Below are 21014 nucleotides of genomic sequence, written 5' to 3' on the forward strand. Positions count from 1 at the left end.
TTAAAATCACAGTATTGAACTAGGAGAGATATGCTCAACGAAGGCGATAAGGCACCTGCTTTTACGACGACCAACCAGGACGGCACGAAAGTAAAACTCAGTGACTATAAGGGAAAACGGGTCGTGTTGTATTTCTATCCGAAAGATGACACGCCCGGCTGCACAAAAGAGGCGTGTTCATTTCGCGATTCTGACGATGTTTACAAAAAGAAAGGTATTGTGGTTCTCGGCGTATCGGTCGATGACGAAAAAGCGCATCAGAAATTCATCTCCAAATATCAGTTGCCGTTCGATCTGTTAGCAGATACGGACAAAAGCATCGTTGAGGCCTACGGCGTTTGGGGCGAAAAATCGATGTACGGCAAAAAGTATATGGGCACGCACCGTAAGACCTTTTTGATCGACGAAAAAGGCAAGATCGTGAAGATCTTTGACAAGGTAAAGGTCGCGGAGCACGCCGATGAGGTTTTGGAGGCTTTTGGTGAAAAGTAATTCTAGTATTGGCGTATTTATTTTGGCCGTCGTAGCAGCGGCTCTGGTTTCGGGTTGCACCAGCAACAGCTTGCCGGCATATCGTGCTTATGCAAACGACGCTGATGTTCCGCGGATCAACGTCGACGAAGCGAAAAAAGACGTCGATGCCGGCATTGCGGTGATCGTCGATGCAAGACCGGAATTCGCATTCAAGCACGAACGGATCGCCGATTCACTGAATGTTGTTTGGGGCTCATCTGAGGAGGCTTACGGGGTTTTGCCGAAAGACAAGAAGATAATCGTCTACTGTTCCTGTGCGGCTGAGCACACGAGCGCGGCACTCGCTTACCAAATGAACCAAAAAGGCATAGCAAATACGTACGCCTTGGTCGGCGGCACGGCGGCATGGAAGAACGCCGGATATCCGATGGCAAGCGGAGATTAGAACCTTAGCAATTCGTCGCAAATACGCCCCGCCGCTTTGCCATCCCAGAGCGGCGGTATTTTTGTGTCCGAATCGGTCGATGAACGGTCCATTACCTTCATCGCGGCTTCAACGATCACGTGACGGTCCGTCCCGACCAAGACGTTAGTTCCCATCTCTATCGTTATCGGCCGTTCAGTATTATTGCGAAGAGTAAGGCACGGAATGCCCAACACCGTCGTCTCTTCCTGCAATCCGCCCGAATCAGTCAACACTAGCCTTGCTCCGCTGTAAAGACGCATAAAATCGAGGTAACCGAGCGGCTCGACCAACATTATGTCGGCATCGGAGAGTTTGCCATTGAGGCCAAATTCCTCGATCTTTGCTCGAGTCCGCGGATGCACAGGAAACACGATCGGCAGCCTCTCAGCGATCTCGATCAGAGCATCAGCAATGCCGGAGAAGGTCTCTATTTGGTCAACATTCGATGGGCGGTGAAGCGTGAGCACCGCGTAATCTTTTGCGTTGATGCCAAGATCGCTTCGAATACTCGAATCTTCGCTGAGTCTTAGATGATCGAGCAGGGAATCGATCATCACGTTGCCGACGAATCTAATTTTCTCAGCCGGTATTCCCTCAGCAGCGAGATTCTCATCGGCATCTTGAGACGTTGTCAACAGCAGATCAGAGATGGAATCGGTCAGGATCCGGTTGATCTCTTCCGGCATTGTTCGATCCCGCGAACGCAGGCCTGCCTCGACGTGTGCTACGCGGATGCCCAGCTTTGCACAGACCAAGGCACACGCGATTGTCGAATTGACATCGCCGACGACAACGACCCAGTCGGGCTGATGTTCAATCGCAACAGGCTCAAACTCTGTCATTATCTTGGCGGTTTGAACTGCATGCGATGCCGATCCGACGCCGAGGTAAATATCAGGCCGCGGCATTTTCAGATCATCAAAAAATGCATTCGACATTGCCGCGTCGTAATGCTGGCCCGTGTGAACGATCAAAGGTGCAAACTCGTCGGGCCGCCGTTTCATCTCGGCATAGATCGGCGCGACCTTCATGAAATTTGGGCGTGCCCCCGCTACGAGAATGACCTTAAGCATTTTACAGCCTCACGATCCTGGCCGATGCACCGTCGCGAACGTCATTAGACAGAGCGTTGCGTGTATCAACGACGAGTTTTGCCAAACTGCAAACACGGTCGTAGTCCACGTTGGAATGTTCCGTGCAGATGATCACGCAATCAGCACCTGAGATGATCTCATCGGTCAATTCGGAGTTGAATAACGGCTCTCCATCACCGATCGTATACGCGTGATCGAAGGTCACTTCAGGTACGAACGGGTCATGGTAAACGACATCGGCTCCATCGGCACGCAGCAGATCGATGATCGAAAGAGCAGGTGACTCGCGCATATCGTCAATGTCTTTCTTGTATGCAACTCCGAGGATCAATATCCTCGAGCCGTTGACTGCTTTCTTGTCATCATTTAAGGCAGTGGATGCCAGTTCGACGACGTAATTAGGCATCGTTGAATTTATCTGCTCAGCAAGCGAGATGAACTGTGAATCAAAACCATGCTGCCTTGCTTTCCACGAAAGATAATGCGGATCAAGCGGGATGCAATGGCCGCCGATTCCCGGCCCCGGAAAGAACGGCATAAAACCGAAAGGCTTTGTCGCCGCGGCACGAACGACCTCCCAAGTGTCGATACCGAGAGCGTTGCAAACCTTCGCCATTTCGTTCGCCATGCCGATGTTTATCGCACGGAAGGTGTTTTCCCAAAGCTTAGCGGCCTCGGCAACACGTGCGCTGGAGACTTCGTGCACCGTGTCAACGATCTGCGAATAAAGCGCCGATGCTGCAGCGGTCGAATCGTCCGAAACACCTCCGACGACCTTGGGAATGTTGTGCGTCTGAAACTGCGGGTTGCCCGGATCAACGCGTTCGGGCGAGAACGCGAGCAGAAAATCACGGTCGAGCACAAAACCCTTTTCCTCGAACATAGGTTGTAGGACCTCGTCAGTTGTCCCCGGGTATGTCGTCGATTCCAAGATGATCAACTGTCCCGGACGCATGTAATTACATATCTCGCCGCCCGCGGTGAGGATGTAGGACATATCCGGATCCTTAGTTTTGCGAAGCGGCGTAGGGACGCAAATGATGATGACGTCGCATTCATTCAGACGGCTAAAATCTGTTGTCGCTGCGAGTTTTCCGGACGAGACACATTTGTGTACTTTCTCATCAGGAACGTCAACGATATATGAACGTCCGTTGTTTATCTCATGCGACTTCTTTGTATCGACCTCAAAACCGATGCAATCAAAGTCTTTAAGAGCAAATTCGACGATCAGCGGCAGCCCGACATAGCCGAGCCCGATAACGCCGACACGCGCATTACGGTCATTAATAAGTCCGATCAACTGGTCTTTCAGCATGTTTAATTAAAAAACGATCAATAAGCGAGGTATAAATAGGCTGTGGAACTGCAATTGCGTCAACCATCAAGGCTATGCGAAACAATGTTGTTAGTCAAGAATATCGTCTTCTGCTAAACTTAAACGGAACTTCGGTCCGAATAGGATTGAAACTTCGAATCAACGCGAACCTCCGCAAACAAAATGAGTTTTGAGATCACCTCAAACAATCCGGTCGTTCGAGCGGTCCTGGAGGGAACGGCTCCGCGTCCCGCGCAGCTTGCGGCCTCGCGCGGAGCTCTGCCGCTGCCGCAGACGGATCTTTTTGAACTGCTCGTTCATCTTGCCGATGCCTCCGATGAAGAACTGCGTGCGAATGCACAGCGTGCCCTGGGGGAACAGCAGACCGCTGACATCGAGGCTTCGGTTCGCTCGGCCGAAACAGCGCCGAGCGTTCTTGCCTACTTTGTCAAACGTACCGATCTGCCCGCATCGATCCACGAATCAGTTCTTGCAAACACAAGAACGCCGGCGGCGGCGATCGCACAATTCGCAAAAACGACGCAAAACGGCGGCCTGCTGGAGCTTATCACTCTTAATCAGCAGCTCCTGATCCAGAATCCGTCCATCCTCGACGCATTGATCTCGAATCCGGCCCGCACGGCAGAGGCAGACCGTCGTGCAGCGGAGATCAAACGCGAATTCTTCGAAAAGGAGCGTGGTGCGGAGCAGATCGCCAACGAACTGCGGGCCCGCGGACATGAAGCCGCCGCTGAATTCTTTGAGACTTCAGAGAACGCGGACGAAATGGACGTTGAGGACGCCTTGTTCCTCGCAAAGCACATCGAGGTCCTTGACCGGGAAACCGATGATTCGTGGCTGGCTCTAGAGTATATCGAGGAGATCTACGAGGAGTCCGAAGAGCAGAGGAAAGCGGCTTTCGAAAAAATCCTCGGCGAGCTGAAACTCGAAGAGGAAGAGGTGCCGGGCGACCGCATCTCGATGCTGACGCGCGTCATGCGAATGGGTGTGAAAGACCGCGTCAAACTCGGCATGAAAGGCGACCGCGAAGCACGCAATATCCTGATCCGCGATCCGAATAAGCTGGTCGCGTCCGCCGTTATCAACAATCCGCGGATCACGGAACAGGAGGTCGAAATGATCGCCGCTATGCGTACGGTCCCCGAGGAAGTGCTTCGACTGATCGCGATGAACCGCCAATGGAGCCGCAGCTATACGGTTCAGCTTGGACTGGCGAAGAACCCTCGAACACCGCTCGCGAATTCGATGTCGATAATGAACCGGCTGCAGCTGCGGGACCTTACATCATTGACGAAAGACCGTAATGTTCCTGAGGCTGTGCGCCGCCACGCGACCCGTTTGGTCAACGCACGAACCGGCAACAAAGGCTGATAGCCTGCCGATTATGTTAAAATCGTGCTTTCGCGATGGCGGGCTTTTTGAACAAGCTGAAAACAACGCTCGAGATGATCAAGTTCGAGCACACTCTCTTTGCACTTCCCTTCGCATTTCTTGGCGCGATCCTCGCCGCGGAAGGCATACCGGCATGGAACCAACTGCTTTGGATCACGGTGGCAATGGTCGGGGCACGCTCGGCCGCGATGACTTTCAACCGCATCGCGGACCGGGACATTGACGCGCAAAATCCGCGTACATCGAACCGCGAACTGCCAAGCGGGAAACTCTCCGTAGGGTTTGCATGGATCTTTTTGGGTGTGTCGATCGCGGTTTTTGTCTTTGCAGCGTATATGCTCAACTGGCTGACGTTCGCTCTGTCGCCGATCGCTTTGCTGATCGTTCTCGGTTACTCATACGCAAAACGCTTTACTGCATTCGCACATTTTTTCCTAGGGATCGCTCTCGCGATCGCTCCGTCCGCAGCCTGGATCGCGGTACGCGGAACTTTGGACAGTGAAGTTCCCGTGCTTCTTTCGCTTTTCGTGATGATGTGGACGGCCGGATTCGACGTGCTCTATGCATGCCAGGATCAGGAGTTTGACCGCAAAGCGGGATTGCGGTCGATACCGGCACGATTTGGCGTCAAAAATTCGCTGTGGATCGCACGGCTCTTTCACCTGCAGGCGTTCGTCGTGCTGGTCCTGCTTTATTCCGTCGCAGAACTCAGTTGGCCGTCGCTCATCGGAGTCATCGCCGTTGGAGCCTTGCTGATCTATCAACACACCCTCGTGAAGGCAGACGACCTTAGCAGAATGAATGCCGCATTTTTCACGACAAACGCTTTCGTAAGCATCATCTTGCTGATAACATTCGGCGGAGCGGTCCTCTTCAGGCCATGAGACAACTCCTCGACAACATCAGCCCTGAATTGAGCTCGAGATTGATCGAGACCGGACACAAGCACTCTTACCATATCGACCAACGTATTTTTGCCGAGGGCGAGGCAGCTGATTTTTTACCAATAGTCATCTCCGGCGCAGTAAAAATGATCCGTTCGCTCGAACCGGGCAAAGAGGTGATAATCGGGATATTTCGTGCCGGCGAGATGTTTGCGGTGCCGCCTGTGTTTGATGGTGCTCCGTATCCGTCAACTGCCGTCGCGATCGAGGAAACCATCCTGCTCAACATCGGCCGGCGTGACTTTATTCAGCTCTTGAAGGAATCGTCAGAATTCGCCCTTGCGGTGATCGCATGGACGTGCGAGATGCTGCGGGAAAAATCCGCGATCATACACAATCTCGCTACCGCATCGCCCGAGCATCGCGTCGGCAATGTCCTCATCAAGCTTACCGAGGCACAAGAACCTGCATTCCCGCTAAAGATCTCGGTTCGCCGCCAAGACATCGCCGAAATGGCAAGCCTTACCACCGAGACGACCATCCGCGTCGTCCGCCGATTTGCCGATCTCGGCTATCTTCGGATAGTCCACGGAAAGATCTTGATCGATGACGTCGCACCATTGCGGCAGTTTCTGCGAGGCTGATTGTTGAATCTAGTTCAAACCTAGATTCTCTTGAAAACGACCGGCGATAGCTTTTGCACGCATCTTAATGAAGTCCGCCCGCGGCCCGTCGAAATTATCGTCGACACTTTTCGTGAATAGCTCGAGCCATCTCGCGAAATGTTTCGGTTCGATCGCGGACTTGAGATGAAGCTGCCGATGCACCTCCATCGGATTACGGCCGCGGCGTGCGTAATCGCCCGTTTTAAAAAGCAACGTCTCCCAAAAATCACCGATGATCGGCAAATGCCCGTCGAGGTCGAGCTTTGCAACGTCAGTAAATATGTAGCCGATCACGTCGTCGCTGAGCGCACGATCGTAAAAGACACGCATCAGCAGATCTATGTCGCCACGGGTTTCGATGTCCTGTTTCATGTCGCGGCTCCTGCGATCGCTCGTCGCGTTGTCGCGATCCCAAGTACTGCTAACAAGATCAGCTTTATCGCGCCTAAAACAATATAAACAACGTGCAATTTGGAAAACGGCTCCGCGGTTCCGGCGATCACCTTATCCGTCCGTGCTCCAAGTAACGGCAGTAGCCAGACCGTCTCAAGAAACAGGATCAAAAATGCCATGCCGATCGTGATATTCATCGTCCGCGTATTAGGGTGATCTCGAACGAACGCGATGTGTAGCAGCAAAGCCCAGACGATCTCCATCTTGTTGAGCGCGAAGAATACAAGCCGCCCGATCCCTAAACCCAGCGGTATCGTGATCCCCGGAGCCTGAAATTTGAGCGGCGCCTCCCTGAATGAGATGGCCAAGACCATCCCGAAACAAAGGAAAGGCACCGCTATTTTTAACGTCTTGATGTGCATCAGCCTGGTTCTCGGACTAATTGTCTTCAACTATATTGTACTTGCCCTTCGTCAACATTAGGTTGAGGGCGAACCAAACGAACGCGACCGCGCCAACCGCAAAGACCGTATCGCCGACGATCCGCATCCATCGCAATCCTTGCATTAGATCGGTCTGCATAAATTCGGGGCTGCGGGCGGACCAATATCCGACCGAAACCGATTGATAGGTTTGCAGCAAGCCGATCGGCAGCAGACTGAGGAGCATTTCCATCAGCATACCGATGTTGATCGCCCAAAACGCAAACCCGAGCAGTTTTGTATTCCAGATGCGCTCAGGCTGCATCGCACGCATGCAGAATAGCAGAAGTGCCAGGCCGAGCGTTCCATAAACGCCGTACAAGGCGCCGTGGGCGTGGACCGCTGTCGTATTGAGCCCTTGCATATAATACAAGGCGATCGGCGGATTGATCATAAATCCAAAAATGCCTGCGCCGACGAGATTCCAGAACGCGACTGCAACGAAGAAATAGACCACCCATTTATACTGAGCGAGCCACGGCTTAACTTTTGAATGTCTGATATTCTCGAACGCCTCGTATCCTACAAATACGAGCGGCACGATCTCGAGTGCACTGAAGACAGAACCAAATGCGAGTGCAATCGTCGGCGTGCCCGCAAAATACAGATGATGCAGTGTTCCGATGATGCCGCCGCTCAGATATATTGCGCCCGATAGCAGAGAGGCTTGGGCCGCGTGTTCGGCCTTGATCACCTTCAGTCTAGCGAATAGGAAGGCGATGACCACGGTCGCAAAAACCTCAAAAAATCCTTCGACCCAGAGATGAACTACCCACCAACGCCAGTATTCAACGACCGTAATGTGTGAACGCATTCCCCAAAACAACCCCGGGGCATAGAATAGGGCGATGCCGGCGGTCGTGCCCATAAAAAGCCAGACGAGCGACTTGTTGGTTCCCTCGCGTCTGAGCGCCGGTATCGCCGAGCGGCCGATCAGGAACAGCCATAACAATAAGCCAATGAACAATGCCGCCTGCCATACTCGGCCAAGATCTACGTATTCGTAGCCTTGATGGCCGAACCAGAACCACATGTCACCGCTACCGAGCTTGTGCATTACGCTCATCCATTGGCCGCCCATTGACCCGAGGACGACGATCAGCAGTGCAACGAACAACACATCGACGCCGAGCTTCTGATACTTTGGCTCTTTGCCGCAGATGTAAGGCGAAATGAACAATCCGGCTGCAAGCCATGCCGTAGCGATCCAAAAGATACCGACCTGTGTATGCCAGGTTCTAGATACGACATACGGCAAATAATCAGAAAGCGGTATGCCGTAAAACCCGCCGCCCTCGACACCGTAATGCGCCGTGATTATTCCCATTACGATCTGTAAGAGAAACAATAGCGACACGACAAGGAAATACTTGACTGTCGCTTTTTGCGATGGCGTGAGTGTCTCGCCGATCAGTGGGTCGTCGTCGGGCGTTTCAGCATGATCATCCTCTTTTCGCCATCCGGCGTAGAACCAAACCATCGCCCCAATGCTCGCGATCAGCATGATCACACTAACGCCGGTCCAAACGATGGCCGAACTTGTAGGCACGTTTCCTACCAGCGGCTCAGCTGGAAAATTGCTGGTGTATGAGATCGTATTGTCCGGACGATTTGCCGCTGATGCCCATGCCGTCCAAAAGAAGAACGCCGTTAAATGCCTTAGTTTGACCGGATCTGCCTGAGCTCCGCGTTGTATCGCGTATGCGGCATTGCCGTTTGCAAAGACATTTGTGTAATGAGCGAGATTGTCTTCAAAGGCAGCCGCCCGCAGCGGGTCGATCGAGATCTTGCCAGTTGCCTCGTCGTATGTATTGGTTCGCATCAGATACTGCAAACGCTGGCGCAAGGCGGCCTGCTGCTCGCTGGTGATCGATTCGTATTCGCGGCCGAATTCGCTTCTCGACCACGAATTTAGGATAAATATCGACTCGCGATGCAGGTAATCTGCCGTCCAATCGGGCGCCACATATGAACCGTGCCCCCAGATCGAACCGACCTGCATTCCGCCCATTGCCTGCCAAACGTTTTGGCCATCTAGCACCTGCCCGGCGCCTATTACGACCCGTCCATCTGTAGAAACGACTGCGTCAGGTATCGGCGGAGCCTGTCGAAAGATCTCTGAACCGACCCAACCCAAAATTCCGAATGAAAAAATAAATACTGCAAATAGAATTATCCAAAGCCTTTTCATATCGACCCTCTCCTCGATCAAGAGATCATTTATGCGTAAATTTTGTTACCAATACATAGACGTCCGGATCGGCGACCACCTCGTGTTCGACGCCCGCCTCTAGCGTGAGCAAGACGCCGGGCCGCAGCTCCTGAAATTCATCAAGTTTCGCTCCGGCGGCAAAAACCCCTTTACCCGATATGCATTGCACCGTGATCGGGATATCTGCGTGATGACGGGCAAGCACTGCATTATTCTGCAATCGAACGGCGACGACCTTTCGTGACTCGCCCTCGAACAGGTGGCTCACCGCGAGGTCCTTCGATTGATGATCAGTATCCGGATCCATTAAATTCGCGACCAATTTGATATGTTTCAATGTTAGATCTCCAATTACCTGTTCCAACGTATATCCGGAGCCCCGCGATAAAAATGATTGCAATCATAAAAGGAACTGGACGAACAAAAGGCCCGCCGACGGGCTTATCGGCGTTCGGCTGGAATGTCATATAATTGGGCCTTGATGATCGACAAAAAGAACCATGTTGCAGAGGTAGCGAGACGTCTGAAGAAGCTTTATCCGGCCGCACGCGTTGAGCTCGATCACGGCAGCGCGTTTCAGCTGATGATCGCGTCAATACTTGCTGCTCAAAACACCGATGTGAACGTCAACAAGGTCACGCCCGAGTTGTTCCGCAAATATCGCACGCCGCAGGATTTCGTTGATGCCGATCCGGCAGAGATCGAACGCGATATTTACACGTGTGGATTTTTTCGTCAGAAAACAAAGGCAATTCGTGCGGTCTGCCAACGGCTGATCGATGATTTTGGCGGCGAGCTGCCGCAGACCATGGACGAAATGCTCACCCTCCCCGGCATCGGCCGCAAGACCGCGAACGTCGTTCTCGGCGAGGCGATGGGTGTAGCGGCAGGCATCGTAGTGGATACTCACAACATCCGTCTTTCGCATCTGCTCGGCCTCTCGAACGAAAAGACCGCCGAAAAGATCGAACGCGACCTGATGCAGATCGTCCCGAAAAAACACTGGATCAAATTCGGCCAATGGATCACGTGGCACGGCCGCCGCGTCTGCATCGCACGCCGGCCCAAATGCGGAGAATGCACGCTCGCGGACATCTGCCCGTCGCGCCGAAGCGAATGAAAGAGTGGTAGAATTTATTTATCGGTATGCAGTTCTCATTTGACTCAAAATTGATCGAAATAGCCTTCAAAGTGGAAGACGGCGAGCGGCTGACGTTTGACGAAGGCATGGCGTTGTTCCAATCGACTGACCTCAACGCTCTCGGCAAACTGGCCGACACCGTTCGCCGCCGCAAGCATGGCCTGACGACGTATTACAACGTCAATCGTCATTTCAATCACACGAACATCTGCGTCGCGGATTGTAAATTCTGCGGGTTTTATCGGCGTGCTCGACAAGAGGACGCATACACGCATTCGATCGAAGAAGGCATCGAGATCGCACGCAACGCGGTTGCCGAGGGCGCGACCGAGCTGCACATCGTCGGCGGGCTCAACAGCAAGCTGCCGTTCGAATATTATACGGACCTTTTTTCATCGCTGAAGCGTGAGTTCCCTGCCTTGCACCTAAAGGCTCTGACGATGGTCGAGCTGGATTTCTTTGCACGCTTCTACAAAATGTCCGATGAAGAGGTCATTGAAAAGCTGAAAGCCGCGGGAATGGACTCATGTCCCGGCGGCGGTGCTGAGATCTTTGCCGAACCGACGCGTTCGCGTATCTGCGATCACAAATGCGACGGCGAACGTTGGCTCGAGCTTGCCGGCAAGGTCCACAACGCCGGCCTCAAGACCAACGCGACCATGCTCTACGGGCATATCGAGACCATCGAAGACCGCATCGACCACCTCGTGCGTTTAAGGGAACAGCAGGACAAGACCGGCGGCTTCCAGTGCTTTATCCCGCTCGCGTTTTATCCGCCGGGCACCGCGCTCGACAGCCTGTCCGGCCCCGACGCGATCGATAATCTCAAGACCATCGCCGTCTCACGCCTGATGCTCGACAACTTCGACCACATCAAAGCCTACTGGGTCATGCTCGGCAAAGCCACCGCCCAGACCGCCCTCCACTTCGGCGCCAACGACCTCGACGGCACCATCACCGACGGCGGCGAACTAACCCACGCCTACGCCGCCGAAGGCGAAGTAAAAATGACCAAACAAGAGATCATCGAAATGATCCAGCGTGCAGGCTTCGAGGCCGTCGAACGCGACACAGTCTACAACCGCGTCGCCGCAGTGTGATTTTGTTGTCGAGTTTTACGTTGAGTGAAGTGTGGGTGCTGCGTTCCGGGTAAAGGTTAGGTTGGATATAATCGAAAGAAAAAATGCTTCAAATCCCAAAGGCCATCGACGAAATTAATCGCTATCGCGTCATTAACGGCGACTGTCTTGAGCTTCTGCCCACAATTGATGCTGAAACTGTTCAGTGCTGTGTAACGTCGCCTCCATATTGGGGCCTACGCGACTATGACCATCCGGGTCAAATTGGGGCTGAGCCGTCGCCGGCCGAATACGTGGCAAATTTGGTCAAGGTATTTGCCGAGGTGAAGCGCGTCCTCCGAAAAGACGGGACGGTTTGGCTCAACGTTGGGGATGCATACGCCCGTAACGGTGGTACCGGCGGTCACGGGCCGAACGCTATCGTAGGTAACACAAAGAAGCTCATTCAAAAACGAAACTGTAAGGTGCCCGAGATCTGGGGATTGAAGGACAGGGATTTGATGGGACTTCCGTGGCGCGTGGCTTTCGCTCTGCAAGAGGACGGATGGTACTTGCGTCAGCGCATCACGTGGGTGAAGAAAACCGCGATGCCGGAAAGCGTCAAAAACCGCCCGACAACCTGTACTGAGGAGATTTTCCTGCTGACGAAATCGCCGACATACTTCTACGATTCCCAAGGCTTTCGTGAACCAACAGGAGCAAACCTTCGGAACTTCTGGCATCTTGGTCCAGAGCCGAGCGGCAACGGCCACAAAGCGGTTTACCCGCGGGAATTGGCACGACGATGTATTCTGCTTGGCTCGAAAACTGGTGATTTGGTCCTCGATCCCTTCGGCGGATCGGGAACCACTGGTGTTGCCGCTATGGAATTGGGGCGGAAAGCAATAATGATTGAGCTGAATCCAGAGTACGTAGAGTTGAGCGAGAAACGTGGGCGAACAGTTCAACCCCAACTCCAAATGCGCAAGACGGCGGAATAGACATGGCACGAGAACCCGGATCGAAAAAGAAGATTCTCGACTACTTCCTCGCTAACCTTGGCAAGGTGTTGGAGTCACGAGATATTCAGGCCGCGAGCGGCGGTGCCGTGGAGTGGGCGCGTAGAGTGCGGGAGCTACGCAATGAGGACGGCTATCAAATTCTTTCGCACAAAGATCGAGCAGACTTGAAGCCCAACCAATATTTACTCGAAACAGATAAACGCTTGCCCGCTTTTGCAAGGGATATTTCTAAGGAGACGCGCGCAAGAGTTCTCGATAGAAACGGAAACACGTGCCAGATGTGCGGACTGGCGGCCGGCGATGTCGACCCGTTCAATCCGGCACGGACGGTTCGTCTAACGATGGGCCATATTGTTGACAAGTCCAAAGGAGGCGACGATTCGGTCAACAACCTCCGAGCGTTATGCACTAACTGCAACGAAGGCATTCAAAATGCATCGATGCCGAAGCCCGATCGCGTCCATTTACTTTCTCAAATTCGCCGTGCGACGATCTCGGACCAAGAAGCGGTGCTCGAGTGGTTATTAACCAAGTTCAAGTCGAAGAGAAACGATTGAAATCGCAGACGAAGCGGCGCCAGTCTCAGACGAAGCGCTGCAAGTGCCTCACGAAGCCCTGCAACTTCCTCACGAAGCCGTGCAAGTGCTTGACGAAGCGAGTAAAATGGCTTGCGAAGCAGCAACAGTCCGACCCGAAGCACTACAAGTCGCTCCCGAAGCGGTGCAAGTCCCTCACGAAGGCCAAAACATGGCTTCCGAAGGGCCGCGGGTGCTCGACGAAGCCCGAAAAGACAACAACAACCGGCCGAAACCCGGCCCGGTCCGTTGATATTTTCAGTTATAATGCGGCTATGAACACGACTCACGAGACCAGCGTTGTTTCCTCGTCGCCGGACATCATGAGCGGAGCGGTTGTATTTACCGGTACGCGTGTGCCCACCCAGAGCCTGCTCGATTATCTCGCCGGGGAACACACACTCAAAGAATTCTTGGATGACTTTCCAATAGTTTCTCGCGAGCAAGCGTTGGCGCAGCTCGACGAATCGGCCGTGTAGCGGCAGTTGACTGTAGCCGTGGGTTTCAACCCACGGACAATTGCCACAGGAACCGCGTCGCGTAGCGACGATTGAACGATCCATCTCATTTGCCGCTGACGCGGCAACTTTCATTTTTGCACCGAAACCGCGGGTTGAAACCCACGGCTACAATCGTCGATCGCTACGCGATCAAAAAATGCGACGTATCCGCTTGCATATGCAACCGTGTGGTTGCATAATGTTTTCACGGTCATGAAACGAGACATTTTCCAGGCCATTGCGGACCCGACGAGGCGGGCGATCATTGCTTTGATCGCGTTGCAGGCGATGACGCCGAATGCTATTGCGGAGCATTTTGACACCTCGCGGCAGGCGGTTTCGAAACACCTTCGGATACTCACCGAATGCGAATTGGTAACGCAGGAACAGAAAGGCCGCGAGATCTTTTACACACTTGAGATCGAGAAGATGAAAGAGATCGATGAATGGCTGGAGCAATATCGAATGATATGGGAATCGAGGTTCGAACAGCTCGATTCGTTACTTACCGAACTTAAACAAAAGGATAAATAGGAGCTATAGAAATGAAACCTGCAGAAGTAAGCACACCATCGGATGAAGAAGTGTTGATCAAACGAAGTTTTGATGCACCGGCGTCGCTGGTGTGGCGGGCATATACGGAGCCCGAGTTGATGCGTCGTTGGCTAACGGCTATGCCCGGATGGTCGATGCCGGTGTGCGAGATGACCACAGAGGTCGGCGGCAAGTACCGCTGGCGTTGGCGCGATGACGCGAACGGCGTTGAGTTCGGCTTCACGGGAGAAATGCTTGAGTTCGTGCCGCACGAAAGGATCGTGCATACGCAGGTTTACGACCCCGGCAATATGGGCGGATCGATGGGCGATGGTGCATCGATCATCACGGTCACGTTCAACGAATCCGATGGCATTACCCACGTCACAACCTCGATCAAATTCGCATCGAAAGAGGATCGCGATGCGGCGGTATCAACAGGCATGACCGACGGCATGGAAATGAGCTATAAGCAGCTCGACAACGTGCTGGCGGGGATCTCGGCCCAATAGAATTAGACCGACGGTCGGTCATTCCGCGAAGCGACGCATAGCCCCGCCGTGAACGACGGGGCTATGATCGAAGAAGACTGCTGAAGCAGCCTCATAAGAATCTAATGAACGTACAGGAACAGATCAAACAGTTTATTGCCAGCCACCCGGAACCAAAATGCACCGATATCCAAACATTGCACGATATGATCCGGCGTGTAGATCCGGGATGCAAATTGTGGTTTCTCGACGGCAAAAGCAGCGAAGGCAAGGTCGTTTCTAATCCGGATATCGGATACGGGTCTCGCCCCCACAAATACGCCAACGGGACTACTCGCGAGTTCTATCAGATCGGCCTGAGTCCAAACAAAAGCGGGATCTCCGTCTATATCCTCGGTATCGAAGACAAAAAATACCTGGCCGAAACATACGCCAGCACCCTCGGCAAAGCGACCGTGACCGGCTATTGCATCAGGTTCAAAGCTCTAAAAGATATAAACACCGACGTTCTCAAAGCGGCAATTGCGTTTGGGTTTGAGAATACGAATTAATCGCATAAGGAACATTATGAGAAATATGAAATTCCTGCTTTTGTTGTTCTTTTTGTTTGGATTAGGAGCCGATATGAGTGGTCAGAACAAGAAATCACCCCCCGAGCAAGTCGAACAAATATTGCGTCAGAAGATTAAGGCGTCAAACAGTCTAGCAAAAAAGATTCGCTCCGCAGCCGATGCAATAAACGATGAACTCCATGTTGGAACTATGTACAACGAGATTGATATTCCCGAGCATTCCTGTTTTGTGCTCGGAAGTCTCTTAGGACAGCAGAAGTTTGTTCAGCATTTAATAGTTAAGTATCAACCCAACTTTAAGCTCAGGACTAGCAAAAACGCACATAATTTAAGGGTTATGGCGATTTCGCTAGATAACTTCTCAAATGTCGCAAAGGACATTCTTGCGATGTCATATGGCGAACGAGTAATTGAATGGAATCTTGATTGTGTGGGTAATCATGGGATACCAAAAAATAGGTGGATTGGTGAAGGCAAAGAAAAAACTTTCTTCCGAATTACCAATCAAGGAAAAGTTCTCCAAATTTTGGGACCGATCGAATCTGGATTTTCTGACAAGATTATTTCGGCAATAAAAAATAATCCAAATGTTGAGACTATCTCACTCGGTTGCGGGGGAGGATCGGTTTATGAAGCACTAAAGGCCGGGCGATATATTCGTTCACTTGGGCTTGAAACCACATTGTGGAATAACTGCTACTCAGCTTGTCCTCTTGTATTCATGGGCGGTGAGAAACGTACTATATGGTCTCCTTATCCTTCCCTAGGGCTTCATCAAATCTACACCACGAATGGAGCTGTGCCCTTCACCTCGCAGGTTTACGTAGACATTTATAAATACCTTGACGAGATGGGTGTGGACAGCAAATTTGTTGTCACAAACATGTGGAAGGCAGCTCCAAACAAAATGAACACGATCAAGACTGACGCCAATCTATGCAAGACAAAAATAGCAACATGGGTGCAGCGATGGTGTTCTTCAGACGATTACTAATAAGGAGCTAAGCTTCGAGAAGCTGCTCACCAAGCACTGAAATCTGATAAGGAGAAATAATGAGAAAAATAATTGCAGCAGAATTCATGACGATCGATGGTGTCATACAGAACGAGGAAGCAGACGGTGACGGGTTTAAGTATGAAGGGTGGTTTTTCGGATATACGGACGAGGAAGCCGGGAAAGTGATACAGAGGCGGCTGGCCAAGCCGGTGGATCTGCTGTTGGGGCGGAAGACGTTTGACATGTGGGAGCCGTATTGGCCGACGCATTCGCATTTCTGGCCGAATGTGATGACTGCGACGAAGTACGTCGCCTCGAACACTCGAACCTCAAGCGATTGGTAGCCGACGGTTTTTTTGGGCGGCGATCTTGCGGAAAAGGTACGCGAGCTCAAACAAACGGACGGCCCCGACCTGTACGTGTTCGGAAGCGCGGACCTGCTTCAGACGCTTTTCAAAAACGACCTCGTCGATGAATTGGAACTGATGATAATGCCGATCACGCTCGGCGAGGGAAAACGCCTCTTCCAGAACGGCACGATCCCGGCGTCCTTCAAGGTGACCGACAGCCTGATCTCGCCAAACGGCAACATCTGCATCACATACACACGCGACGGCGACGTAAAAACCGGAGCGCCTCAGATAGAGGAGAATGAGAACGGTTAGTCGGGTCGGCGACTTGTTGATGGAGATCCCTCCTAATGAATGAAATTGAAAACTACGAGAACATCTATTATCTTGAGCATCCGCATTTTACGGTCGGGCACGTGGATCAGTGGGGCGAGAGCGGATACCTGTATTTTGAGGGCAAGGTCTATTCTTATGAGGAAGACCGCAAATGTCAGTACGGCAGGACGTATTCGCCAATGACCATTAACGAATTCATCGCGTATGCGGCAAGGTACCAGATCGAAATTCCGCAGTTCTTTTTGGATGTTCTCGACAATGCCGCGGGCAATTCAGCGTCAGATTAGTATTGATTCGGTATATTTTGCGATAATGTCGCCGCTATGAAGAAAAACCTCTCCGCCGCCGAACGCAACGCCCTCATTGAAACTCTCAAATCACGTTTCGATGCGAATAAACACCGCCACAAAGGCGTCAATTGGGCCGCCGTCGAGGCCAAACTCAAGAAAAGTCCCGCCAAACTCGGTTCGCTTTTTGCGATGGAGAGCACCGGCGGCGAACCTGATGTCATGGGTTTTGACAAAAAGACCGGCGAGTTCATTTTTGTCGATTGCTCGCCTGAAAGTCCGAAAGGCCGGCGGAGCGTTTGCTACGACGCTGCGGCTTTAGCATCCCGCAAGGAGCACAAACCCGCCCACAGTGCTCTCGGAATGGCCGCCGAAATGGGCATCGCGATCCTCGACGAAGCCGAATACCGCAAACTTCAGAGTTTCGGCCCCGTAGATACAAAAACTTCAAGCTGGATCGCGACTCCTGCCGATATTCGTGAGCGCGGAGGAGCGTTGTTCGGCGACTGGCGTTACGGCCACGTTTTCATTTATCACAACGGAGCGGAATCGTATTACGCCGCGAGGGGCTTTCGCGGTTCGCTGAGGATATGAAAGCGGCTGAGAATAGGTCAAAGCTCAAGGAGATAAAGACGGATCCGCAAGCTGATTCACTACATTTTTCGCCGGAACCTATACAACCCTGAATACTAAAGTTTATACTAAGATTTGTTAAACCTGTTTTATCAGGTTTACGAGGAGGGCGAATGAAAAAATGGATCTTGGGAATAGTTTTAGTAGGGATCATCCAGTTCGCATTTGTCGTCTATACGCAGCTGCAGGCCCCGCTTGAACTTGATGTTGCGGCGGTTGAGTTTGGCGCTGATCCGCTCACGCCTTCGCCTGTGAGCATTGATGGTCCGGCCCCATCGTCCGAACCTGCCAAAAACTGGGATATTTCCGGTTTGCGCGCCGTATCGCGGAACTCGGATGTGTACGCCTCGGCTATCAAACGGCCGGCAAGGAAAAATTCGACATTCGCGGCAAAAACCGACGGTTCAAAAGCTGATCGCATCAATTTCACACCGCCAAAGCCCGCTCGCTCTGAGGATCATAATACCGTGGCCGTCAGCTATAGCGATGCTCGAAAGACCGCGGATTGTGACGGCTTCGATGACGAAGCCCGGCAAAAACGTTCCTTCATCGCCAAAGCCGCTCCGGTTGTTAAGAAACCATGGGAGTGGATGAAGGCATTGGGCTCAAAATTCAATTAGAAATGGTCCCATCCGGCAACATTTCAACGATGAAAAAAAGGCGGCCCATTATAGGGCCGCCCACAATAATTAGAGATTCACGCCTGAAGGCGTCAGTCTGAACAGTTTACACAACGTCGAAACGATCTGCGTTCATCACCTTGTTCCAGGCAGCAACGAAGTCTTTCAGAAACTTTTCCTTGCCGTCAGCACAGGCATAAACTTCGGCAAGTGCCCGAAGCTCCGAATTTGAACCGAAGATCAGATCGACGCGGGTGCCGGTGTATTTGACCTGTCCGGTGTTACGGTCGACACCGTTGAAAACCTGGCCGTCGCCATTAGCGGGCTCCCAACGCGTGCCCATATCGAGCAGATTAACGAAGAAATCGTTCGTCAACTGACCAGGACGGTCGGTAAATACGCCGTGCTTCGAGCCGTCCCAGTTCGCACCGAGAACACGCAAACCGCCTACAAGCACCGTCATTTCGGGTGCGGTCAGGCCCAGCAACGCGGCTTTGTCAACCAACAATTCCTCGGCGGGCGTCTTGTGATGTCCCTTTTTATAGTTGCGGAAACCATCCGCCTGCGGTTCGAGGAACTTGAATGAATCGACCTCGGTCTGCTCCTGCGTAGCATCGCCACGACCCGAGGTGAACGGCACGGCAACGTCATTTCCGGCATCTTTCGCGGCCTTTTCGATAGCCGCATTGCCGCCGAGCACGATCAGGTCCGCGATCGAAACGTTCTTGCCGCCCGCGTTGAATTCGGACTGAATTGCACTAAGAACGTTCAAGACTTTCTCAAGCTGTACGGGGTTGTTGACCTCCCAGAATTTCTGCGGGGTCAGGCGGATGCGGGCACCATTGGCACCGCCGCGATAATCTGAGCATCTGAACGTCGAAGCTGAGGCCCACGCCGTCGATACCAATTCCGAAACACTCAGGCCCGATTCGAGGATCTTCGCTTTAAGAGCGGCTTCGTCGCCTGCGTCTATACGCGTGCCTGCCGGTACCGGATCTTGCCAGATCAAGTCTTCCGACGGAACCATCGACCCGAGGTAGCGTGCCTTAGGACCCATGTCGCGGTGGGTCAGCTTGAACCAAGCTCGTGCAAAGGCATCGGCAAATTCCTGCGGATTCTCCATGAACCGACGCGAGATCTTTTCATACGCCGGGTCCATACGCATCGCCATGTCGGCGGTGGTCATCATCGGCAGATGCTTTTTATTTGGATCGGCAGCGTCGGGGACGTTCGGCTCAACGTTCACAGGACGCCACTGATTCGCACCTGCGGGGCTTTTTGTAAGCTCCCACTCGTTGCCGAAAAGTGTCTCGAAATAGCTGTTGTCCCACTGCGTCGGCGTCGGCGTCCAAGCACCCTCGATACCGCTGGTGATCGTGTCTGCACCTTTGCCCGAAGCGTATGTGCTCAACCAGCCGAAACCTTGTGCTTCTATAGGCGCACCTTCCGGTTCGGGTCCGACGTGTGCAGCATCACCCGCACCGTGTGCCTTACCAAACGTGTGGCCGCCGGCGGTCAAAGCGACGGTCTCTTCGTCATTCATAGCCATGCGGGCAAATGTCTCACGAATGTCGCGTGCAGACGCGAGCGGATCGGGATTGCCGTTAGGGCCTTCCGGATTTACGTAAATGAGACCCATCTGAACCGCTGCAAGAGGATTTTCAAGCTCGCGGTCGCCGGTGTAGCGTTTGTCTGCGAGCCATTCGCCCTCCGAGCCCCAATAGGTATCTTCCTGAGCCTGCCAAACGTCCGAACGGCCGCCGCCGAATCCGAATGTCTTGAAGCCCATCGATTCGAGCGCCGCATTACCGGCGAGAATGAAAAGGTCTGCCCACGAAAGCTTGCGGCCGTATTTCTGTTTGATCGGCCAAAGCAAACGGCGTGCTTTGTCGAGGTTGCCGTTGTCGGGCCAGCTGTTCGTCGGAGCGAAACGCTGCTCGCCGTTGCCGGCACCGCCGCGGCCGTCCGCAACGCGATACGTTCCTGCGGCGTGCCAAGCCATACGGATCATGAACGGCCCATAGTGGCCATAGTCTGCCGGCCACCAGTCCTGCGAATCGATCATCAGCGCCTTCAGGTCTTCCATGACCGAGTTCAGGTCAAGCGTCTTGAATTCCGCTGCGTAATCAAAATCCTCGCCCATCGGATCGGCGAGCTCTGAATTCTGCCTGAGTATTTTCAGGTCGAGAGCATTCGGCCACCAGTCACGATTAGACCGCTTTGTGCTGGTCGTAAAACTCATTGCACCGCCCGTGAACGGGCACCTGCTTGAATCATTGATCTCCAAAGCCTCGCCTTGGTTTTGTTCTTCTATGTTCTGCATTTGATTGTCCCCCAAACTGTTTGTGTAGATCTGTTTAAAACTTTAAAGATTATCGTTACAGCGAATAATAACCGACCTGAAATCGCTCCTGCCGACGTCCTTAACCAACTAGAGGCTTACGGTAAAAGTTTTTTAAAACCCGGCGTCGACTCTTACTTTTTTAGAATAATTCCA

General features: G+C 52.7%; 24 protein-coding genes and 1 pseudogene. 18 read left to right on the plus strand and 7 right to left on the minus strand.

All coding sequences use genetic code 11. The features are described 5' to 3' along the window. Positions 1–30 precede the first annotated feature (30 nt). Both bcp and IPM50_07035 read left to right on the plus strand, forming a co-directional pair. Entirely contained in the window at positions 31–492 is a 462-nt protein-coding gene (bcp, locus tag IPM50_07030; protein QQS34313.1) for a thioredoxin-dependent thiol peroxidase, read from the plus strand. Continuing rightward, the gene (locus IPM50_07035; GenBank protein QQS34314.1) at positions 482–919 is read left to right on the plus strand and encodes a rhodanese-like domain-containing protein; all 438 of its coding nucleotides are present in this window, start codon (positions 482–484) and stop codon (positions 917–919) included. The genes bcp and IPM50_07035 overlap by 11 nt, the downstream gene beginning before the upstream one ends. On the opposite strand, the gene wecB is transcribed toward IPM50_07035, so the two are convergent. Next, on the minus strand, positions 916–2013 hold the full coding sequence (gene wecB, locus IPM50_07040) for a UDP-N-acetylglucosamine 2-epimerase (non-hydrolyzing) (protein QQS34315.1): 1098 nt from the start codon (positions 2011–2013) through the stop codon (positions 916–918). The two genes, IPM50_07035 and wecB, sit on opposite strands and share 4 nt — an antisense overlap. Before the next feature lies 1 nt (position 2014). Continuing rightward, positions 2015–3352: a nucleotide sugar dehydrogenase gene (locus IPM50_07045; protein ID QQS34316.1), complete on the minus strand. Its 1338-nt coding sequence runs from the start codon at positions 3350–3352 to the stop codon at positions 2015–2017. 183 nt (positions 3353–3535) lie between these two features. Here IPM50_07045 and IPM50_07050 point away from each other — a divergent pair, with 183 nt between their 5' ends. The 3 genes from IPM50_07050 to IPM50_07060 are packed head-to-tail and all read left to right on the plus strand — an operon-like array spanning position 3536 to position 6293. Beyond that, positions 3536–4744 carry a hypothetical protein gene (locus tag IPM50_07050; GenBank protein ID QQS34317.1) on the plus strand — a complete coding sequence of 403 codons (1209 nt, stop codon included), beginning with the start codon at positions 3536–3538 and terminating at the stop codon, positions 4742–4744. Positions 4745–4779: 35 nt separating this feature from the next. Next, positions 4780–5649: a UbiA family prenyltransferase gene (locus IPM50_07055; GenBank protein QQS34318.1), complete on the plus strand. Its 870-nt coding sequence runs from the start codon at positions 4780–4782 to the stop codon at positions 5647–5649. Further along, on the plus strand, positions 5646–6293 hold the full coding sequence (locus IPM50_07060) for a Crp/Fnr family transcriptional regulator (GenBank protein ID QQS34319.1): 648 nt from the start codon (positions 5646–5648) through the stop codon (positions 6291–6293). The genes IPM50_07055 and IPM50_07060 overlap by 4 nt, the downstream gene beginning before the upstream one ends. A gap of 9 nt (positions 6294–6302) precedes the next feature. Here IPM50_07060 and IPM50_07065 read toward each other — a convergent pair whose 3' ends face one another. From IPM50_07065 to IPM50_07080, 4 genes are read right to left on the minus strand one after another with little or no spacing between them, the layout of a single operon-like run. Then, on the minus strand, positions 6303–6686 hold the full coding sequence (locus tag IPM50_07065) for a group III truncated hemoglobin (protein ID QQS34320.1): 384 nt from the start codon (positions 6684–6686) through the stop codon (positions 6303–6305). Beyond that, positions 6683–7129, minus strand: a complete 447-nt coding sequence (locus IPM50_07070) for a hypothetical protein (protein ID QQS34321.1) — start codon at positions 7127–7129, stop codon at positions 6683–6685. The genes IPM50_07065 and IPM50_07070 overlap by 4 nt, the downstream gene beginning before the upstream one ends. A gap of 16 nt (positions 7130–7145) precedes the next feature. After that, complete coding sequence (locus tag IPM50_07075) at positions 7146–9380, minus strand: nitric-oxide reductase large subunit (GenBank protein QQS34322.1); 2235 nt, start codon at positions 9378–9380, stop codon at positions 7146–7148. Positions 9381–9405: 25 nt separating this feature from the next. After that, positions 9406–9738, minus strand: coding sequence for a hypothetical protein (locus IPM50_07080; protein QQS34323.1), 333 nt, complete (start codon positions 9736–9738; stop codon positions 9406–9408). A 144-nt stretch (positions 9739–9882) separates the two neighbouring features. Here IPM50_07080 and nth point away from each other — a divergent pair, with 144 nt between their 5' ends. The 13 genes and pseudogenes from nth (at position 9883) to IPM50_07145 (ending at position 18517) form a co-directional block, all read left to right on the plus strand. Further along, positions 9883–10521: an endonuclease III gene (nth, locus tag IPM50_07085; GenBank protein QQS34480.1), complete on the plus strand. Its 639-nt coding sequence runs from the start codon at positions 9883–9885 to the stop codon at positions 10519–10521. Positions 10522–10547: 26 nt separating this feature from the next. Next, entirely contained in the window at positions 10548–11642 is a 1095-nt protein-coding gene (gene mqnE / locus IPM50_07090; protein ID QQS34324.1) for an aminofutalosine synthase MqnE, read from the plus strand. 83 nt (positions 11643–11725) lie between these two features. Then, on the plus strand, positions 11726–12601 hold the full coding sequence (locus tag IPM50_07095) for a site-specific DNA-methyltransferase (protein QQS34325.1): 876 nt from the start codon (positions 11726–11728) through the stop codon (positions 12599–12601). Between the two features lie 2 nt (positions 12602–12603). Beyond that, a complete protein-coding gene (locus tag IPM50_07100) occupies positions 12604–13179 on the plus strand; it encodes an HNH endonuclease (GenBank protein QQS34326.1) in 576 nt (191 codons plus the stop codon). A gap of 293 nt (positions 13180–13472) precedes the next feature. Then, positions 13473–13676: a DUF433 domain-containing protein gene (locus IPM50_07105; GenBank protein QQS34327.1), complete on the plus strand. Its 204-nt coding sequence runs from the start codon at positions 13473–13475 to the stop codon at positions 13674–13676. 234 nt (positions 13677–13910) lie between these two features. Beyond that, entirely contained in the window at positions 13911–14231 is a 321-nt protein-coding gene (locus IPM50_07110; protein QQS34328.1) for a winged helix-turn-helix transcriptional regulator, read from the plus strand. Positions 14232–14242: 11 nt separating this feature from the next. Further along, complete coding sequence (locus tag IPM50_07115; GenBank protein ID QQS34329.1) at positions 14243–14743, plus strand: SRPBCC family protein; 501 nt, start codon at positions 14243–14245, stop codon at positions 14741–14743. Positions 14744–14847: 104 nt separating this feature from the next. After that, the gene (locus IPM50_07120; protein QQS34330.1) at positions 14848–15273 is read left to right on the plus strand and encodes a DUF1801 domain-containing protein; all 426 of its coding nucleotides are present in this window, start codon (positions 14848–14850) and stop codon (positions 15271–15273) included. 16 nt (positions 15274–15289) lie between these two features. Further along, a complete protein-coding gene (locus IPM50_07125; protein ID QQS34331.1) occupies positions 15290–16288 on the plus strand; it encodes a hypothetical protein in 999 nt (332 codons plus the stop codon). Between the two features lie 59 nt (positions 16289–16347). Further along, positions 16348–16956 (plus strand): annotated as a pseudogene (locus IPM50_07130) (dihydrofolate reductase family protein). A gap of 35 nt (positions 16957–16991) precedes the next feature. Then, a complete protein-coding gene (locus tag IPM50_07135; GenBank protein ID QQS34332.1) occupies positions 16992–17264 on the plus strand; it encodes a hypothetical protein in 273 nt (90 codons plus the stop codon). A gap of 36 nt (positions 17265–17300) precedes the next feature. Further along, positions 17301–17858 carry a DUF4256 domain-containing protein gene (locus IPM50_07140; protein QQS34333.1) on the plus strand — a complete coding sequence of 186 codons (558 nt, stop codon included), beginning with the start codon at positions 17301–17303 and terminating at the stop codon, positions 17856–17858. A 152-nt stretch (positions 17859–18010) separates the two neighbouring features. Continuing rightward, on the plus strand, positions 18011–18517 hold the full coding sequence (locus IPM50_07145) for a hypothetical protein (protein ID QQS34334.1): 507 nt from the start codon (positions 18011–18013) through the stop codon (positions 18515–18517). A 106-nt stretch (positions 18518–18623) separates the two neighbouring features. Here the strand turns inward: IPM50_07145 and katG are convergent, their stop codons facing one another. Further along, the gene (gene katG, locus IPM50_07150) at positions 18624–20759 is read right to left on the minus strand and encodes a catalase/peroxidase HPI (protein QQS34481.1); all 2136 of its coding nucleotides are present in this window, start codon (positions 20757–20759) and stop codon (positions 18624–18626) included. Positions 20760–21014: the final 255 nt, after the last annotated feature.

The organism is Acidobacteriota bacterium, from assembly GCA_016700075.1.
GTDB lineage: Bacteria > Acidobacteriota > Blastocatellia > Pyrinomonadales > Pyrinomonadaceae > OLB17.

Bases quoted from the DNA above. Each gene is read 5' to 3' on its own strand.
- IPM50_07125 (QQS34331.1), top strand. From the start codon at position 15,290: ATGAGAAATATGAAATTCCTGCTTTTGTTGTTCTTTTTGTTTGGATTA.
- IPM50_07045 (QQS34316.1), bottom strand. From the start codon at position 3,352: ATGCTGAAAGACCAGTTGATCGGACTTATTAATGACCGTAATGCGCGT.
- IPM50_07050 (QQS34317.1), top strand. From the start codon at position 3,536: ATGAGTTTTGAGATCACCTCAAACAATCCGGTCGTTCGAGCGGTCCTG.
- katG (QQS34481.1), bottom strand. From the start codon at position 20,759: ATGAGTTTTACGACCAGCACAAAGCGGTCTAATCGTGACTGGTGGCCG.
- IPM50_07065 (QQS34320.1), bottom strand. From the start codon at position 6,686: ATGAAACAGGACATCGAAACCCGTGGCGACATAGATCTGCTGATGCGT.
- IPM50_07110 (QQS34328.1), top strand. From the start codon at position 13,911: ATGAAACGAGACATTTTCCAGGCCATTGCGGACCCGACGAGGCGGGCG.
- IPM50_07145 (QQS34334.1), top strand. From the start codon at position 18,011: ATGAAAAAATGGATCTTGGGAATAGTTTTAGTAGGGATCATCCAGTTC.
- IPM50_07140 (QQS34333.1), top strand. From the start codon at position 17,301: ATGAAGAAAAACCTCTCCGCCGCCGAACGCAACGCCCTCATTGAAACT.
- mqnE (QQS34324.1), top strand. From the start codon at position 10,548: ATGCAGTTCTCATTTGACTCAAAATTGATCGAAATAGCCTTCAAAGTG.
- bcp (QQS34313.1), top strand. From the start codon at position 31: ATGCTCAACGAAGGCGATAAGGCACCTGCTTTTACGACGACCAACCAG.
- IPM50_07100 (QQS34326.1), top strand. From the start codon at position 12,604: ATGGCACGAGAACCCGGATCGAAAAAGAAGATTCTCGACTACTTCCTC.
- IPM50_07095 (QQS34325.1), top strand. From the start codon at position 11,726: ATGCTTCAAATCCCAAAGGCCATCGACGAAATTAATCGCTATCGCGTC.
- IPM50_07135 (QQS34332.1), top strand. From the start codon at position 16,992: ATGAATGAAATTGAAAACTACGAGAACATCTATTATCTTGAGCATCCG.
- IPM50_07075 (QQS34322.1), bottom strand. From the start codon at position 9,380: ATGAAAAGGCTTTGGATAATTCTATTTGCAGTATTTATTTTTTCATTC.
- IPM50_07120 (QQS34330.1), top strand. From the start codon at position 14,848: ATGAACGTACAGGAACAGATCAAACAGTTTATTGCCAGCCACCCGGAA.
- IPM50_07070 (QQS34321.1), bottom strand. From the start codon at position 7,129: ATGCACATCAAGACGTTAAAAATAGCGGTGCCTTTCCTTTGTTTCGGG.
- nth (QQS34480.1), top strand. From the start codon at position 9,883: ATGATCGACAAAAAGAACCATGTTGCAGAGGTAGCGAGACGTCTGAAG.
- IPM50_07060 (QQS34319.1), top strand. From the start codon at position 5,646: ATGAGACAACTCCTCGACAACATCAGCCCTGAATTGAGCTCGAGATTG.
- IPM50_07115 (QQS34329.1), top strand. From the start codon at position 14,243: ATGAAACCTGCAGAAGTAAGCACACCATCGGATGAAGAAGTGTTGATC.
- IPM50_07105 (QQS34327.1), top strand. From the start codon at position 13,473: ATGAACACGACTCACGAGACCAGCGTTGTTTCCTCGTCGCCGGACATC.
- wecB (QQS34315.1), bottom strand. From the start codon at position 2,013: ATGCTTAAGGTCATTCTCGTAGCGGGGGCACGCCCAAATTTCATGAAG.
- IPM50_07055 (QQS34318.1), top strand. From the start codon at position 4,780: ATGGCGGGCTTTTTGAACAAGCTGAAAACAACGCTCGAGATGATCAAG.